The organism is Pseudomonas sp. B22129 (assembly GCF_044218875.1).
Taxonomy (GTDB): domain Bacteria; phylum Pseudomonadota; class Gammaproteobacteria; order Pseudomonadales; family Pseudomonadaceae; genus Aquipseudomonas.
The window spans coordinates 340,814-356,921 of sequence record NZ_CP162592.1 but is presented as its reverse complement, the minus strand read 5'-3'; the positions used below and the strand labels follow the sequence as shown (position 1 = coordinate 356,921).

Below are 16,108 nucleotides of genomic sequence, written 5' to 3'. Positions count from 1 at the left end.
CCTTAACCGTAAGCAGAATTTGAGTGGAGAAAACCATGAGTGCAGCCCAAAGCGTCGGTCCGCAAGCGTTACCGGCACTGCAGGAACAAGTCGAGCAGATCATTGCAGAGGCCAAGCGCCAGGGGGCCAGTGCCTGTGAAGTGGCGGTTTCGCTGGAGCAGGGGCTGTCGACGTCGGTGCGCCAGCGGGAAGTGGAAACCGTCGAATTCAACCGCGACCAGGGTTTTGGTATCACCTTGTATGTGGGGCAGCGCAAAGGCTCGGCCAGCACTGCGGCCAGCGGCCCGGAAGCCATTCGCGAGACCGTTGCGGCTGCATTGGCAATTGCCAAACACACCTCTGAGGATGAAAGTTCGGGTTTGGCCGACAAGGCGTTGATGGCCAAGGAGCTGAAAGACTTCGATCTGTTCCACGCCTGGGACATCACCCCTGAGCAAGCCATTGAGCAGGCGCTGGCCTGCGAAGCGGCGGCGTTCGACGCTGATCCGCGTATCAAGAACGCTGATGGCACCACGTTGAGTACCCATCAGGGTTGCCGCGTCTACGGCAACAGCCATGGTTTTATCGGCGGTTATGCCTCAACTCGCCACAGCTTGAGTTGCGTGATGATCGCGGAGGCCAATGGCCAGATGCAGCGCGATTACTGGTACGACGTGAATCGTCAGGGTGAATTGCTGGCCGATCCGGTCAGCATTGGCCAACGGGCTGCGCAGCGCGCCGCAAGCCGTCTTGGCGCACGCCCGGTACCGACGTGCGAAGTGCCGGTACTGTTTTCGGCCGAACTGGCCGGTGGTTTGTTCGGTAGCTTCCTTGGGGCGATTTCCGGCGGCAACCTGTACCGCAAGTCTTCGTTCCTGGAGGGGGCGATTGGCCAGAAGCTGTTTCCAGAATGGCTGACCATCGATGAGCGCCCGCACCTGATGCGTGCCATGGGCAGTTCGGCGTTCGACGGTGATGGCCTGGCGACCTATGCCAAGCCGTTCGTCGAGAAGGGCGAACTGGTGTCCTACGTGCTGGGCACTTATGCCGGCCGTAAGCTCGGCCTGCCAAGTACTGCCAACTCCGGTGGCGTGCATAACCTGTTCGTGACCCATGGTGACGAAGATCAGGCGGCGTTGTTGCGTCGCATGGGCCGTGGCTTGCTGGTGACCGAGTTGATGGGGCATGGCCTGAACATGGTGACCGGAGATTACTCTCGTGGTGCGGCGGGCTTCTGGGTTGAAAACGGTGAAATTCAGTTTGCAGTCCAGGAAGTGACCATTGCCGGCAACATGCGTGACATGTTCAAGCAGATCGTTGCAGTAGGTAATGATCTGGAGCTGCGCAGTAACATTCGCACGGGCTCAGTGTTGATCGAGCGGATGACCGTCGCCGGCAGCTAATCCTCCGGTCACGCTTCAAAAAAGGCGCGCCATCATACAGATGGCGCGCTTTTTTTTGGCTGCGCCAAAAGCAGTTCAATGCGCCACTCTTGTTTTGATTCTCAATATCATTTAATAATAAATATCATTACCGAGTGAGTGTGGATCATGAGTTCTGTCCTGCATGAGGATCCGTACCTGGAAAGCTGGCGCTGGATGAGTCGTCAGATTCGCTGCGGCCTCGATCCCAATGAGCCTCGCCTGATCGAACACTACCTCAATGAGGGCCGATACCTGGCGTGTTGCACCGCGACCCATCCGTGGACGATCGCTGAAACTTCATTTCGCCTGCTGGTCGACACTGCCAGCGACGTCGCCTTGCCCTGGCACTGGCGCTCCATGTGCCTGGACCAGGCCTGGCGCCCGTTGCGTGACCTGGAACAACTTTCTCACTGTGCCTGCCGCCTCAAGCGCTGGCAGGCCTTTGCCTGGCAATTGGCGACCTGCGAATTGCTGCCTTCCCTTTCTGTTTCTGACTTGGTGCAAGGATCTAACGATGAGTAACACCCGTATCGAACGCGACAGCATGGGCGAGCTGCAAGTGCCTGCCGAAGCCTTGTATGGCGCCCAGACCCAGCGCGCGGTGAACAATTTTCCGATCAGCCACCAGCGCATGCCGGCGCAGTTCATTCGCGCCTTGATCCTGGCGAAAACTGCCGCTGCCAGGGTCAACGTCGACCTGAAGCAAATCAGCGAAGGGCAGGGCAAGGCCATCGTCGACGCCGCTCAAGGGTTGCTTGAAGGCGATTTCATGCAGCACTTCCCGGTGGACATCTTCCAGACCGGTTCAGGCACCAGCTCAAACATGAATGCCAACGAAGTGATTGCCACCCTGGCCACTCGCTTGCTGGGCGAGCCGGTCAACCCCAATGACCATGTGAACTGCGGCCAAAGCAGCAACGACATCATTCCAACCACGATTCACGTCAGCGCCGCGCTGGTCCTGCACGAGCAAACGCTGCCTGCCTTGTTGCACCTGGTGCAAGTCATTGAGCTGAAGGCCAAAGAAGTTCACCCGTTCATCAAGACCGGCCGCACGCACCTGATGGACGCCATGCCGGTACGCATGAGCCAAGTGCTCAACGGCTGGGCGCAGCAGCTCAAAGCCAATATCGGCCACCTGCAGGACTTGCTGCCAGCTTTGCAGGCGCTGGCTCAGGGCGGCACGGCGGTCGGTACCGGGATCAATGCACATCCGGAGTTTGCGGCACGTTTCAGCCAACAACTCAGTAGCCTGACCGGTGTGAAATTCACCCCGGGCAAGAATCTATTCGCGTTGATCGGCTCCCAGGACACCGCCGTGGCGGTTTCCGGACAGTTGAAATCCACTGCTGTCTCGCTGATGAAAATTGCCAATGACTTGCGCTGGATGAACTCCGGACCGCTCGCCGGCCTGGGTGAAATCGAGCTGGAAGGCCTGCAGCCCGGCTCTTCGATCATGCCGGGCAAGGTCAATCCGGTGATTCCGGAAGCCACGGCCATGGTTGCCGCGCAGGTGATCGGCAATGACACGGTGATCACCGTCGCCGGTCAGTCAGGCAATTTCGAACTGAACGTGATGTTGCCGATCATCGCCCAGAACCTGCTGGGCAGCCTTGAGCTGCTGGCCAACGCCAGCCGTTTGCTGGCCGACAAGGCCATCGCCAGCTTCAAGGTCAATGAGGCCAAGCTCAAGGAAGCGCTGTCGCGCAACCCGATCCTGGTCACGGCACTGAACCCGATCATCGGTTACCAAAAAGCCGCTGAAATCGCCAAGAAGGCCTACAAGCAAGGTCGCCCGGTAATAGACGTCGCCCTTGAAGACACCGATTTGTCACGCAGCCAGCTGGAAACCCTGCTGGATCCGGAAAAACTCACCGCCGGCGGCGTGTAATCACCGACCCTGCTTTGGAGGTTCACCGTGGAGCACTGGAAACGCACGATCGAAAGGGCTAACCGCTGCTTCATGGCGGGCGAGTTGGTGGATGCTCGCGAAGCTTATCTACAGGCCCTGGCCCTCGCCCAAGTGTTATTCGAACGCTGGGCGGACGCCGACGAGGCAGTGGCGGCTTGCGTCATTTCCCACCATAACCTGGCGGACCTGCACCTGCGTCTGAACCAGCCCGAGGAGAGCGCGGAATACCTCTGCGCCATTCACCAGCGCTTGTTGCAAACCATGCAGGACTCGCGCCTGAGCTCGCAATTGCGTGAAGCGGCGTTGCGTCAGAGCAGCAAGACCTACGTCGAACTACTGAATTTCATCAGCGATCACGGCGAGTACCCACGTACTCATCGTTTGCTGGGCGGCACTGCGGCGCAGTCGGATGCGTCGGTCCGCAACAGTCCTTATTACGGAGCTCATTGATATGACCTACACCTTGCCTGCATTGCCCTACGCCTACGACGCCCTGGAACCGCACATTGATGCGCAAACCATGGAGATCCACTACACCAAACACCACCAGACCTACATCAATAACCTTAACGCAGCGGTCGAGGGCACGGAGTTTGCCGGGTGGCCGGTAGAGAAACTGGTGTCCAGCGTCCAGCAACTGCCGGAAAAGCTGCGCGCAGCGGTGATCAACCAAGGTGGCGGCCATGCCAACCATTCCTTGTTCTGGGCGGTAATGTCGCCAAAAGGTGGCGGCAAACCCGAGGGCGCACTGGCCAAGGCCATCGATGAGCAACTGGGCGGCTACGACAGCTTCAAGGACGCCTTTACCAAGGCGGCGCTGACCCGTTTTGGCAGTGGTTGGGCCTGGCTGAGCGTCACCCCGCAGAAGACCCTGGTGGTGGAAAGCAGCGGCAACCAGGACAGCCCGTTGATGAGCGGCAACACACCCATCCTCGGCCTGGATGTCTGGGAGCACGCTTACTACCTGCTGTACCAGAACCGCCGTCCGGAATACATCAACGCCTTTTACAGCGTCATCAATTGGCCGGAAGTTGCCGCCCGCTACAAGGCCGCCTTGGCCTGATATTCCACCCCTATAACAAGATCTAAGGCCGACTATGGGCACTGAAACACTGGCGATCAGCAGCGGGCGAATGTTTCGCTACGCATTCGGCTCGCTGTTGCTATCGGCAGGAACGGCATTGCTGGTGGCTCACGGGCTGGCCTGGCTGAACCTTGAGCCACGTATTCTGCGTGCCTTGCAGGGCGGGGCGATCTGCGCGCTCGGCACGGCGTTGGGTGCGGTGCCGGTGCTGGTGATTCGCCGGATGCCGGTGGCGTTGAGCGATACCCTGCTGGGCTTTGGCGCCGGTGTGATGCTCGCGGCGACGGCTTTTTCGTTGATTGTGCCGGGTATTGCGGCCGCTGAAACCCTGGGGCTCTCGCCATGGGGGGCCAGCGGGCTGATCAGTTTCGGCATTATGCTTGGGGCTTTCGGTTTGTATCTGGTTGATCGCAAGGTCTCCGGCGCCAGCCCGGAAATGTTGGTGGGCACGCCGGATAAACCGGTGATCCTGCCGCGCATCTGGCTGTTTGTATTTGCCATCATCGCCCACAACATTCCTGAAGGCATGGCCGTCGGCGTTTCTGCCGGTGGTGGAATGCCGGATGCCGACAGCCTGGCCATGGGCATTGCCTTGCAGGACGTGCCGGAAGGCTTGGTGATTGCATTGGTGTTGGCCGGCGCGGGGATGTCGCGGGTCAAAGCGTTCTTGATTGGTGCTGCGTCAGGCCTGGTCGAACCAGTGTTTGCCGTGCTTTGCGCTTGGCTCGTGAGCCTGGCCGAAGTGCTGCTGCCTTTGGGGTTGGCGCTGGCCGCGGGTGCGATGCTGTTGGTGGTGACTCATGAAGTCATTCCTGAATCACGCCGCAATGGCCATGAAAAGCTCGCCAGCCTGGGGTTGTGCATCGGGTTTTGTTTAATGATGGTGATGGATACTGCGTTGGGGTGAAGCCATTGCGGCTTCACCTGCCCTAAAGGGTGAGTTCACTCACCCTCATCAAAGAAGTTATTGATCAGCGCCACCAGTGCGGCCATGGCTTCATCTTCCTGCTCGCCTTCCGTCTTCAAGTGAATCCTGGTGCCTTTACCTGCGGCCAGCATCATCATGGCCATGATGCTTTTGCCATCGACCATGGATTCCGGCGTGCGCCCGGCGCGAATCTGGCAGGGGAACTGGCCGGCAACGCCGACAAACTTGGCGGAGGCTCGGGCGTGCAGGCCCAGCTTGTTGATGATTTCAATTTCCAGAGCGGGCATCGCGAGGGTGTTCCTTTCAGCTAAAGGTCGCGGTGGCGGACCTGGACGTTCTTGAGGGTTTGTTGGAGCACCTGGCCCAGGCGTTCAGTCAGGTAGACGGAACGATGGTGGCCACCGGTGCAGCCAATGGCTATGGTGACATAAGCCCGGTTGCTCGCGGCGAATCGTGGCAGCCATTTGAGCAGGTAGCTGGAAATGTCCTGGAACATTTCTTCCACATCCGGCTGCGCTGCAAGGTAATCGGCTACAGGCTGATCCAGCCCGGACTGGTCGCGCAACTCCGGTTTCCAATAGGGATTGGGCAGGCAACGCACGTCGAATACCAGGTCAGCATCCACCGGCATCCCGCGCTTGAAACCGAACGACTCAACCAGAAACGCCGTGCCGGGTTCCGGCTGGTTCAGCAGGCGCAGCTTGATGGCGTCACGCAACTGGTAAAGGTTCAGCCCGGTGGTGTTGATCTTGAGATCGGCCAGGTCAATGATCGGGCCAAGCAGCGTGGTTTCGTCTTCGATGGCTTCGGCCAGAGAGCGATGTGGGCTGCTCAGAGGATGGCGGCGGCGGGTTTCGGAGAAGCGCTTGAGCAGCGTTTCTTCATCTGCGTCCAGATACAGCACATCGCAGTGGATGTGCTTGGCGCGCACCTCTTCGAGCAATTCGGGGAATCGCGAGAGATGGCTGGGCAGGTTGCGGGCGTCAATCGAGACGGCGACCAGAGGTTGCGCCAGTTCGGTATGAATGAGTGCACGCTCTGCCAATTCCGGCAGCAGGCCAGCGGGCAGGTTATCGATGCAATAAAAACCATTGTCCTCAAGAACGTTGAGGGCGGTGCTTTTACCCGAGCCGGAACGGCCGCTGACGATGATCAAACGCATGATTACTGCCCGTTTTGTTCATCCAGTACAACCTGATAGAGCGCCTCGTTGCTTTTGGCGCTGCGCAGTTTGTCGCGTACTTCCTTGCGGTCGAGCATGCTGGCGATCTGCCGAAGCAGTTCCAGGTGTGCATCGGTGGCAGCTTGCGGGACCAGCAGAACAAAGAGCAGGTCGACCGGCGCGCCGTCGATGGCGTCGAAATCGATAGGAGCGTCCAAGTGGAGCAGGGCGCTCACCGGGGATTCACAGCCTTGCAGGCGGCAGTGAGGAATGGCTATGCCGTTGCCAAAACCGGTAGAACCGAGTTTTTCACGGGCAATAAGCGCTTCATACACAGCTTGCGTGTCCAGTTCGGGCACTTCACGGCCGATCAGGTTGGCAATTTGTTCGAGGGCGCGCTTTTTACTGCCGCCCGGCACGTTCACAAGGGAACGGCCGGGGGTCAGGATGGTTTCAAGTCGGATCATGGGGGGAGAGTTAACGACCTGTACCTTGCATCAGGTGCAGATTCTTTTCCTTATGCTTTTTGAGTTGGCGGTCAAGCTTGTCAGTCAAGGCATCGATTGATGCATACATGTCTTCATGCTCGGCATTGGCGACTACTTCGCCACCGGGGATCTGTAGGGTCGCTTCAATTTTTTGCTGAAGTTTATCGACCTTCATGATGACTTGCACATTGGTGATCTTGTCAAAATGACCCTCAAGCCGTTTCAGCTTCTGCTCGACGTATTCGCGCAATGGAGGGGTGACTTCTACATGGTGTCCACTGATGTTGACTTGCATACAGCTTCTCCTTCGTTGCCAGTGCATAAAGCGGTGGGCAGAAATACCCACCACTGGAACGCTATGGCCCGCCCGTCACATCAAACGCTTACGCTCGCTGGAAGGCGCGATCCCGAGGGACTCGCGGTACTTGGCGACGGTTCGACGGGCGACCTGAATGCCTTGTGCCTCCAGTAAACCAGCGATCTTACTGTCACTCAATGGCTTTTTCTGATTTTCCGCGGCAACCAGTTTTTTGATGATCGCGCGGATGGCCGTGGACGAGCATTCGCCGCCTTCGGAGGTGCTGACGTGGCTGGAGAAAAAGTATTTCAACTCATAAATACCCCGTGGGGTATGCATGAATTTCTGTGTGGTTACCCGCGAAATCGTCGACTCATGCATGCCGACGGCTTCGGCGATGTCGTGCAGAACCAGCGGTTTCATGGCTTCGTCGCCATATTCCAGGAAGCCGCGCTGGTGCTCGACGATCTGGGTGGCCACTTTCATCAGGGTTTCGTTGCGGCTTTGCAGGCTCTTGATGAACCAGCGTGCTTCCTGCAACTGGTTGCGCATGAAGGTGTTGTCGGCGCTGGTATCGGCGCGGCGCACAAAGCCTGCGTATTGCGGGTTGACTCGCAGGCGTGGCACCGACTCCTGGTTCAGCTCCACCAGCCAGCGCTCGTTGTCTTTGCGCACGATCACATCAGGAACGACATATTCGGCTTCGCTGGACTCGATCTGCGAGCCTGGGCGCGGGTTCAGGCTTTGCACCAGCTCGATCACCTGGCGCAGGTCATCTTCCTTGAGCTTCATGCGGCGCATCAATTGGCTATAGTCGCGGCTGCCCAGCAAGTCGATGTAGTCGGTGACCAGGCGCTGTGCTTCGATGAGCCACGGCGTTTTGGCGGGCAGTTGGCGCAATTGCAGCAATAGGCATTCGCTGAGGGTGCGGGCGCCAATGCCGGCGGGCTCGAATTGCTGGATGCGGTGCAGGACGGCCTCGATTTCGTCCAGTTCGATATCCAGTTCTGGATCGAATGCCTCAAGAATCTCTTCGAGGGTTTCGTCCAGGTAACCCTGGTTATTGATGCAGTCGATCAAGGTGACGCCGATCAGGCGATCAGTGTCCGACATGGGTGCCAGGTTCAGCTGCCACAGCAAATGGCTTTGCAGGCTCTCGCCGGCGGAGGTGCGGGTGGTGAAATCCCACTCGTCATCATCATTGCTGGGCAGGCTGCTGGCGCTGGTCTGGTAAACATCTTCCCAGGCGGTGTCCACGGGAAGCTCATTGGGGATGCGTTCGTTCCATTCACCTTCCTCGAGGTTATCCACCGTTGGGGCGGTTTCCTGGTAGGAGGGCTCTTGCACGTCAGAGTTGGGTTTTTGCTCGATGTTGTCGGCCAGCGGGTCTGCATTATCGAAGTCGTCGCCTTCTTCCTGGCGTTCGAGCATCGGATTGGACTCCAGGGCCTCCTGGATCTCCTGTTGCAGGTCCAGGGTCGACAATTGGAGCAGGCGGATGGCCTGTTGCAGCTGCGGTGTCATCGTCAGCTGCTGGCCCATTCTCAGGACTAGCGATGGTTTCATGGCAGGGGCTTAACACCTTATTCGCCGGCGCAATGCGCCATCCACGACAGGGCGCGTGAGCGCCAAACATAAGCAAATTATATGCCTGATATCGGGTGCTTTGCCTAGAGCGCGGTAACAATAAAAAAACCGAGGTTTTTATTGACTCCCGCGCGCCTTGGCGAATGGCCAGACACCGCAGTGCTTACAGGCGGAACTCGTGGCCCAGGTACACTTCCTTGACCAGTTCGTTAGCCAGGATGGTGGCGGAATCGCCTTCGGCAATCAGCTGGCCATCGTTGACGATATAAGCGGTTTCACAGATATCGAGGGTCTCACGGACGTTGTGGTCGGTGATCAACACACCGATGCCCTTGGCCTTGAGGTGATGGATGATCTGCTTGATGTCGCCGACCGAGATCGGGTCGACGCCGGCAAACGGTTCATCCAGCAGGATGAACTTCGGTGCGGTAGCCAGGGCACGAGCGATTTCCACACGACGACGCTCACCACCGGACAAGCTCATGCCGAGGTTGTCGCGAATGTGGTTGATGTGAAATTCCTGCAGCAAGCTTTCCAGCTCTTTGCGGCGGCCGTCACGGTCAAGTTCCTTGCGGGTTTCAAGGATCGCCATGATGTTGTCGGACACCGACAGTTTGCGGAAGATCGACGCTTCCTGGGGAAGATAACCGATACCGGCGCGGGCGCGGCCATGCATGGGTTGGTGGCTGACATCCAGGTCGTCGATCAGGACGCGGCCCTGATCGGCCTGGACCAGCCCGACAATCATATAGAAGCACGTGGTCTTGCCGGCACCGTTAGGGCCGAGCAGGCCGACGATCTGGCCACTGTCGATCGACAGGCTGACGTCGCGCACGACCTGACGGCTTTTATAGGCCTTGGCCAGATGCTGGGCTTTCAGGGTTGCCATTAATTCGTCTTCTTCGCAGCGGGTTTGGGTGCAGCTGGAGCGGCGCCGTCTTTCTGCTTCGGCTGAATAACCATGTCGATGCGCGGCTTCGGAGTACCGATCTTCGAACCGTTGGCACGGCCGGCCTGGGCGATTTGCTTCACGGTGTCATAGGTGATCTTTTCACCGTCAGTGGTGTTGCCGTCACTGCTGACAACCCTGGCCTGATCGATCAGGATGATGCGATTCTGCTGGGCGTGGTACTGGATGGTCTTGCCATAGCCCTTCATTGGAGCGGGGTCCGCCGCCGCTTGCTTCTGTTCGAAGTAAGCCAGGTTGCCCACCGAAGTCACGACGTCAATATCACCCGCCGGCGTGCGCGTGAGGGTCACGGTGTTGCCGGTGATCTTCATCGAGCCTTGGGTGATGATCACGGCGCCGGTGTAGGTTGCAACACCTTGCTTGTCATCCAGTTGAGCATCGTCAGCCTGAATGTGGATCGGTTGCTGGCTATCGTTCGGCAGAGCCCAGGCGCTCACGCTTCCCAGTGCTGCGCCCAGACCGAGCAAAATAGGGAGGGTTTTAACGAGCCTCATACTGTCCTCTTACGTTCGATAGCAGGTGTATCCTGCTTTCTTTCAAATACGCTTTCATTCCCTTGCCAGTCGATACACCGCCAGCGCCGTCGATTCTAACGTCTTGCTCGGTCTGCGCATATTGCTGTTGTGGGAAAACGGTCATGCGACTGCTGGTAATAATAGTGTCACGGTTCTTTTCATCGGTACGCGCAACGCGTACCGAGTCGATCAGTTCCACTTGGGTACCGTCCGGGTTGACTTCGCCACGCTGGCTGGTGACGTGCCACGGAAATTCGGTGCCGCGGTAAAGGTTCATGTCCGGGTTGGTCAGCAGAGTGACCTCGGAGGCTTTCACATGATCGACCTTGTCGGCTGTCATCTCGTACTGAACCTTGCCATCCGGCAGGAACTGCACGCTGTAGGCATTGGTTGCGTAATAGTCGATAACGCCTTCGTCAACCTGTGCAACAGGCTTGTCGAGGAAGCGCTCCGGGCTGATATTCCAGTAGCCCACTGCCAGAAATAGCGCGGCAATGACTCCGAACAGCAGGAAGTTGCGAATCTTTTTGCTCAGCATAAAACGCTCTATAGGTAGGCGGCGTGAGCCGCTTCAAGACGGCCCTGGGCACGCAGGATCAATTCGCAGAACTCGCGGGCAGCGCCTTCTCCGCCGCGGGCGGTGGTGGTGCCGTGTGCGTGTTCGCGAACGAAAGCCGCAGCGTTTGCAACGGCCATGCCCAGGCCGACCCGGCGTATCACCGGCAGGTCAGGCAGGTCGTCACCCAAATAGGCGACCTGTTCATAGCTTAGGTTGAGTTGACCAAGAAGCTCGTCCAGAACCACCAGTTTATCCTCGCGGCCCTGATACAGGTGAGGAATCCCCAGGTTTTGTGCGCGGCGTTCCACAACCGGAGTCTTTCGACCACTGATAATCGCCGTTTGCACGCCGGCCGCCATCAACATTTTGATGCCTTGGCCATCGAGCGTGTTGAAGGTCTTGAATTCGCTGCCATCCTCGAGGAAGTACAAGCGGCCGTCAGTCAGCACGCCGTCCACGTCGAAAATCGCCAGTTTGATGTTTTTGCCGCGTTGCAACAGGTCGCCGGTCATTTACATCACTCCCGCACGCAGCAAGTCGTGCATGTTCAAGGCGCCGATCGGGCGGTCGTCGCGGTCGACTACGACCAGCGCCAGAATTTTATGGTCTTCCATGATCTTCAAAGCCTCGGCCGCCAGCATGTCGGGGCGTGCGGTCTTGCCGTGCGGCGTCATGACTTCGTCAATCTTCGCCGTTTGAATGTCGAGGTTGCGGTCCAGGGCGCGGCGCAGGTCGCCGTCGGTGAATACCCCGGCAAGGCGGCCATCGGCTTCCAGGATGGCGGTCATGCCCAGGCGCTTTAGGCTCATTTCCATCAAGGCTTCCTTGAGCAATGCGCCGCGCTGCACGCTGGGCAGCTCATCACCGCTGTGCATCACGTTTTCCACTTTCAGCAGCAGGCGGCGGCCCAGGGCGCCTCCCGGGTGTGAGAACGCGAAATCTTCAGCGGTAAAGCCACGGGCGTCCAGCAAGGCCACGGCCAGTGCGTCGCCCATGACCAGGGCCGCGGTGGTGGAGGAGGTCGGTGCCAGGTTCAGCGGGCAGGCTTCGTGGGCCACGTGAACATTCAGGTTCACTTCGGCTGCCTTGGCCAGGGTCGATTCCGGGTTGCCGGTAATGCTGATCATCTGGATGCCCAGGCGCTTGATCAGCGGCAGCAAGGTCACGATTTCGTTGGTGGTGCCCGAGTTGGACAGTGCCAGGATGATGTCATCCTTGGTGATCATGCCCATATCGCCGTGGCTGGCTTCGGCCGGATGCACGAAAAACGCCGTGGTCCCGGTGCTGGCCAGGGTGGCGGCGATCTTGTTGCCGACGTGGCCGGATTTGCCCATGCCGACCACCACAACGCGGCCCTTGCTGGCCAGAATCATCTCGCACGCGCGTACGAAATCCGCGTCGATGTGGGCCAGCAAGCCTTCTACGGCTTCAAGCTCCAGGCGGATAGTACGTTGTGCGGATTGAATGAGGTCGCTGGATTGGCTCATGTCTGAAATCGTATAGCCTGACGAAAAGTCGGCGATTATAGCGGTAATGATCAAATCCCTCACGTAAGTTCGTCAGGCTTTATTCTGCGGGGGCGCGAGATTCATGATTTGCAACATGGCAAGCAAGGTTTTTTCCCTGTCCATTATCTGAACGAGCACCGTTCCGGCCTTGGGGGCTCTGCATCAGCAGTGATATAGTTCGCCGCCAGTTCGGTCCGCCCAACCCATGTGCCTAACTATTGCACATCCGTTGCAAACGAAAGTCGCAAACATGGTGTCTGAGTGAAAGGCTGCATCCCAAGGAGATTAGATGAGTGCCGATAACGCCTACGCGGTCGAGCTGAAGGGTCTTACCTTCAAGCGCGGGACGCGCAGCATCTTCAATAACGTCGATATTCGCATTCCCCGCGGCAAGGTCACGGGCATCATGGGGCCTTCCGGTTGCGGCAAGACCACTCTGTTGCGTCTGATGGGCATGCAATTGCGGCCCAGTGCCGGCGAAGTGTGGGTCAACGGCCAGAACCTGCCGACGCTGTCGCGCAGCGATCTGTTCGATGCGCGCAAGCATATGGGCGTGTTGTTCCAGAGCGGTGCCCTGTTCACCGACCTCGACGTTTTCGAAAACGTAGCGTTTCCGCTGCGGGTGCATACCCAGCTGTCCGAAGAAATGATTCGTGACATTGTGCTTCTGAAGCTTCAGGCCGTGGGCCTTCGCGGTGCTACCGAGCTGATGCCTGACGAACTGTCTGGCGGCATGAAGCGCCGCGTTGCGCTTGCGCGAGCTATCGCCCTCGACCCTCAGATCCTCATGTATGACGAGCCCTTCGTCGGCCAGGACCCGATCGCCATGGGCGTGCTGGTGCGCCTGATCCGCCTGCTCAACGATGCGCTGGGAATCACCAGTATCGTGGTCTCCCACGATCTGGCCGAAACCGCCAGCATTGCCGACTACCTCTATGTGGTGGGCGACGGCCAGGTATTGGGGCAGGGTACACCGGAAGAATTGATGAACGCCGATAACCCGCGTATCCGCCAATTCATGACTGGCGACCCCGATGGCCCGGTGCCATTTCACTTTCCGGCAGCGGACTACCGCTCAGATCTTCTGGGGAAGCGCTGATGCGCAAGAAATCTTTACTCGAGAAGGTGCGCCTTTTCGGTCGCTCCGGCATCGACCTGATCGAAGTGCTCGGGCGTTCGACGATCTTCCTGTTTCACGCCTTGCTGGGCCGTGGCGGTATCGGCGGTGGCTTTGGCCTGCTGATCAAGCAGCTGCACTCTGTCGGCGTCATGTCCCTGGTCATCATCGTGGTTTCCGGGATTTTCATCGGCATGGTGCTGGCGTTGCAGGGGTTCAATATCCTTTCCAGCTACGGTTCGGAGCAGGCGGTCGGCCAGATGGTCGCCCTGACGCTGTTGCGCGAACTCGGGCCGGTCGTAACGGCCTTGCTGTTCGCTGGCCGTGCAGGTTCTGCATTGACTGCCGAAATCGGCAACATGAAGTCCACCGAGCAGTTGTCCAGTCTGGAAATGATCGGCGTGGACCCGCTCAAGTACATTGTTGCCCCGCGCCTCTGGGCCGGCTTCATTTCCCTGCCGCTGCTGGCGATGATCTTCAGCGTGGTGGGTATCTGGGGTGGTTCGTGGGTCGCGGTTGACTGGTTGGGCGTCTATGACGGCTCCTACTGGGGCAACATGCAAAACAGCGTGACCTTCAGTGGTGACGTGCTCAACGGCATCATAAAGAGCATCGTTTTCGCCTTTGTAGTGACCTGGATCGCCGTATTCCAAGGCTATGACTGTGAGCCCACTTCAGAAGGGATCAGTCGTGCCACCACCAAGACCGTTGTGTACGCCTCGCTGGCGGTACTGGGCCTTGACTTCATTTTGACCGCCTTGATGTTTGGAGATTTCTGATGCAAAACCGCACTGTGGAAATCGGTGTCGGCCTTTTCTTGCTGGCTGGCATCCTGGCTTTACTGTTGCTGGCCCTGCGAGTCAGCGGCCTTTCGGCCAGCCCTACGGCCGATACTTATAAACTTTACGCCTACTTCGACAATATCGCCGGTTTGACTGTCAGAGCTAAAGTGACCATGGCCGGTGTGACCATCGGCAAGGTCACGGCAATCGATCTGGATCGCGACAGCTTCACCGGGCGAGTGACCATGCAGGTCGACAAGAAGGTAGATAATCTGCCGACTGACTCCACTGCATCTATCCTCACTGCGGGTCTGCTGGGCGAGAAGTACATCGGCGTCAGCGTGGGCGGGGAAACAGCCCTGCTCAAGGATGGTTCGACAATCCACGACACACAGTCGTCGTTGGTGCTTGAAGACCTGATCGGTAAATTCCTGCTCAATACGGTCAATAAAGACGCCAAATGAGGAATCTGTTCATGATCTCTACCTTGCGACGTGGCCTGCTGGTACTGCTTGCAGCGCTGCCGCTGATGGCCAACGCGGCAGGTTCTGCGCACGATCTGGTGCAGGACACAACCAGCAAGATGCTGGCTGACCTGACTGCCAATAAAGAGCAGTACAAGCAAGACCCGACCAAGTTCTACGATGCGCTGAACACCATTGTCGGCCCGGTGGTCGATGCCGAAGGCATTTCCCGCAGCATCATGACGGTCAAGTATTCGCGCAAGGCTACGCCTGCGCAGATGCAGACATTCCAGGAAAACTTCAAGAAAGGCCTGTTCCAGTTCTATGGCAACGCCTTGCTGGAGTACAACAACCAAGGTATTACCGTCGCTCCTGCCGGGGATGAGTCGGGTGATCGCACCAGCGTCAACATGACCGTCAAAGGCAATAACGGCGCGGTTTACCCTGTGCAGTACACGTTGGAGAAGGTCAACGGCGAGTGGAAGCTGCGTAACGTGATCATCAACGGCATCAACATTGGCAAGCTGTTCCGTGATCAGTTCGCCGACGCGATGCAACGCAATGGCAATGACCTGGACAAGACCATCAATGGCTGGGCTGGCGAAGTGGCCAAGGCCAAGGAAACTTCCGATAAGGAAGCCGGGAAGTCCGCACAATGACCGAGTCGGCTGTTCGTCTTGGCGACGCCGGTGAGTTATTCCTCAGTGGCGTGCTCGATTACCGCTCCGGGCCTGACCTGCGCAAGCAGGGCCAGGCATTGATCAGCGCCAGCAATGCGCCGGCGCTGGTGCTGGATTGCTCGGCAGTGACCAAGTCCAGCAGTGTCGGCTTGTCGTTGCTGCTGTGCTTCATGCGCGATGCGCAAGCGATCAATAAACCGGTGAGCATTCGCGCATTGCCTGAAGATATGCGTGAAATTGCTGAGGTTTCCGGGCTGACCGAGTTGTTGGCACATCCTTAATACACATTATTAAAGAAGCCCCCCGTCAGAGTCCTGCTATGCGGGGTTCGCAGGCGCGGGGCTTTTTTGTATGATGTGCGACCCGTGCGCACCTGGCGCCGATAGAGGTTGAGCATGCAGGCCCTAGAAGTTAAGAGCTTCCTTGAAGGAAAGCTGCCGGATACGAGCGTAGAAGTTGAAGGCGAAGGCTGCAACTTCCAGCTGAACGTGATTAGCGATGAACTGGCGGCATTGAGCCCGGTCAAGCGTCAACAGCAGATCTATGCCCATTTGAACCCGTGGATCACCGATGGCAGCATCCATGCGGTCACTATGAAATTTTTCAGCCGCGCGGCCTGGGCCGAGCGCACCTGAGCCCCCAAGGCGTCGA

At 58.3% G+C, this 16,108-nt stretch carries 22 protein-coding genes; 12 read left to right on the top strand and 10 right to left on the bottom strand.

All coding sequences use genetic code 11. The features are described 5' to 3' along the window. Positions 1-35: 35 nt before the first annotated feature. The 6 genes from pmbA to AB4P94_RS01635 all read left to right on the top strand — a co-directional run bounded on the left by pmbA (position 36) and on the right by AB4P94_RS01635 (position 5,306). Positions 36-1,382: a metalloprotease PmbA gene (gene pmbA, locus AB4P94_RS01660; protein WP_395609142.1), complete on the top strand. Its 1,347-nt coding sequence runs from the start codon at positions 36-38 to the stop codon at positions 1,380-1,382. A gap of 147 nt (positions 1,383-1,529) precedes the next feature. Beyond that, entirely contained in the window at positions 1,530-1,925 is a 396-nt protein-coding gene (locus tag AB4P94_RS01655) for a FagA protein (protein ID WP_395609141.1), read from the top strand. Beyond that, positions 1,918-3,294 carry a class II fumarate hydratase gene (locus tag AB4P94_RS01650; protein WP_395609140.1) on the top strand — a complete coding sequence of 459 codons (1,377 nt, stop codon included), beginning with the start codon at positions 1,918-1,920 and terminating at the stop codon, positions 3,292-3,294. Before AB4P94_RS01655 ends, AB4P94_RS01650 begins: the two co-directional genes overlap by 8 nt. 27 nt (positions 3,295-3,321) lie before the next feature. Continuing rightward, the gene (locus AB4P94_RS01645) at positions 3,322-3,765 is read left to right on the top strand and encodes a hypothetical protein (protein ID WP_395609139.1); all 444 of its coding nucleotides are present in this window, start codon (positions 3,322-3,324) and stop codon (positions 3,763-3,765) included. Between the two features lies 1 nt (position 3,766). Continuing rightward, positions 3,767-4,378, top strand: a complete 612-nt coding sequence (locus tag AB4P94_RS01640; RefSeq protein ID WP_395609138.1) for a superoxide dismutase — start codon at positions 3,767-3,769, stop codon at positions 4,376-4,378. Positions 4,379-4,412: 34 nt separating this feature from the next. After that, positions 4,413-5,306: a ZIP family metal transporter gene (locus AB4P94_RS01635; protein WP_395609137.1), complete on the top strand. Its 894-nt coding sequence runs from the start codon at positions 4,413-4,415 to the stop codon at positions 5,304-5,306. Positions 5,307-5,341: 35 nt separating this feature from the next. On the opposite strand, the gene AB4P94_RS01630 is transcribed toward AB4P94_RS01635, so the two are convergent. The 10 genes from AB4P94_RS01630 to AB4P94_RS01585 all read right to left on the bottom strand — a co-directional run bounded on the left by AB4P94_RS01630 (position 5,342) and on the right by AB4P94_RS01585 (position 12,393). Beyond that, complete coding sequence (locus AB4P94_RS01630; protein WP_395609136.1) at positions 5,342-5,614, bottom strand: HPr family phosphocarrier protein; 273 nt, start codon at positions 5,612-5,614, stop codon at positions 5,342-5,344. Between the two features lie 20 nt (positions 5,615-5,634). Then, on the bottom strand, positions 5,635-6,489 hold the full coding sequence (gene rapZ, locus AB4P94_RS01625; protein ID WP_395609135.1) for an RNase adapter RapZ: 855 nt from the start codon (positions 6,487-6,489) through the stop codon (positions 5,635-5,637). Between the two features lie 2 nt (positions 6,490-6,491). After that, a complete protein-coding gene (gene ptsN / locus AB4P94_RS01620; protein ID WP_016974290.1) occupies positions 6,492-6,956 on the bottom strand; it encodes a PTS IIA-like nitrogen regulatory protein PtsN in 465 nt (154 codons plus the stop codon). Between the two features lie 10 nt (positions 6,957-6,966). Then, positions 6,967-7,272 (bottom strand): ribosome hibernation-promoting factor, HPF/YfiA family, encoded by a 306-nt coding sequence (hpf, locus tag AB4P94_RS01615; protein ID WP_078740744.1) that lies wholly within the window; start codon positions 7,270-7,272, stop codon positions 6,967-6,969. Positions 7,273-7,347: 75 nt separating this feature from the next. Further along, a complete protein-coding gene (locus tag AB4P94_RS01610; protein ID WP_395609134.1) occupies positions 7,348-8,841 on the bottom strand; it encodes an RNA polymerase factor sigma-54 in 1,494 nt (497 codons plus the stop codon). A 184-nt stretch (positions 8,842-9,025) separates the two neighbouring features. Next, positions 9,026-9,751 (bottom strand): LPS export ABC transporter ATP-binding protein, encoded by a 726-nt coding sequence (lptB, locus tag AB4P94_RS01605; protein ID WP_016974288.1) that lies wholly within the window; start codon positions 9,749-9,751, stop codon positions 9,026-9,028. Further along, positions 9,751-10,326, bottom strand: a complete 576-nt coding sequence (lptA, locus tag AB4P94_RS01600; protein WP_395609133.1) for a lipopolysaccharide transport periplasmic protein LptA — start codon at positions 10,324-10,326, stop codon at positions 9,751-9,753. The genes lptB and lptA overlap by 1 nt, the downstream gene beginning before the upstream one ends. Continuing rightward, a complete protein-coding gene (lptC, locus tag AB4P94_RS01595; protein ID WP_395609132.1) occupies positions 10,313-10,885 on the bottom strand; it encodes an LPS export ABC transporter periplasmic protein LptC in 573 nt (190 codons plus the stop codon). The genes lptA and lptC overlap by 14 nt, the downstream gene beginning before the upstream one ends. 8 nt (positions 10,886-10,893) lie before the next feature. Next, positions 10,894-11,418, bottom strand: a complete 525-nt coding sequence (locus AB4P94_RS01590) for a KdsC family phosphatase (RefSeq protein WP_395609131.1) — start codon at positions 11,416-11,418, stop codon at positions 10,894-10,896. Next, positions 11,419-12,393, bottom strand: coding sequence for a KpsF/GutQ family sugar-phosphate isomerase (locus AB4P94_RS01585; protein WP_395609130.1), 975 nt, complete (start codon positions 12,391-12,393; stop codon positions 11,419-11,421). Positions 12,394-12,703: 310 nt separating this feature from the next. Here AB4P94_RS01585 and AB4P94_RS01580 point away from each other — a divergent pair, with 310 nt between their 5' ends. The 6 genes from AB4P94_RS01580 (at position 12,704) to AB4P94_RS01555 (ending at position 16,092) form a co-directional block, all read left to right on the top strand. Then, positions 12,704-13,513 carry an ATP-binding cassette domain-containing protein gene (locus tag AB4P94_RS01580; RefSeq protein ID WP_395609129.1) on the top strand — a complete coding sequence of 270 codons (810 nt, stop codon included), beginning with the start codon at positions 12,704-12,706 and terminating at the stop codon, positions 13,511-13,513. Next, a complete protein-coding gene (gene mlaE / locus AB4P94_RS01575; protein ID WP_395609128.1) occupies positions 13,513-14,310 on the top strand; it encodes a lipid asymmetry maintenance ABC transporter permease subunit MlaE in 798 nt (265 codons plus the stop codon). The genes AB4P94_RS01580 and mlaE overlap by 1 nt, the downstream gene beginning before the upstream one ends. Next, positions 14,310-14,777 carry an outer membrane lipid asymmetry maintenance protein MlaD gene (mlaD, locus tag AB4P94_RS01570; protein WP_005784855.1) on the top strand — a complete coding sequence of 156 codons (468 nt, stop codon included), beginning with the start codon at positions 14,310-14,312 and terminating at the stop codon, positions 14,775-14,777. Before mlaE ends, mlaD begins: the two co-directional genes overlap by 1 nt. An 11-nt stretch (positions 14,778-14,788) precedes the next feature. Further along, positions 14,789-15,436: a phospholipid-binding protein MlaC gene (locus AB4P94_RS01565; RefSeq protein ID WP_395609127.1), complete on the top strand. Its 648-nt coding sequence runs from the start codon at positions 14,789-14,791 to the stop codon at positions 15,434-15,436. After that, on the top strand, positions 15,433-15,738 hold the full coding sequence (locus AB4P94_RS01560) for a lipid asymmetry maintenance protein MlaB (protein ID WP_395609126.1): 306 nt from the start codon (positions 15,433-15,435) through the stop codon (positions 15,736-15,738). The genes AB4P94_RS01565 and AB4P94_RS01560 overlap by 4 nt, the downstream gene beginning before the upstream one ends. 114 nt (positions 15,739-15,852) lie before the next feature. Continuing rightward, on the top strand, positions 15,853-16,092 hold the full coding sequence (locus tag AB4P94_RS01555; RefSeq protein WP_099587128.1) for a BolA family protein: 240 nt from the start codon (positions 15,853-15,855) through the stop codon (positions 16,090-16,092). Positions 16,093-16,108 lie beyond the last annotated feature (16 nt).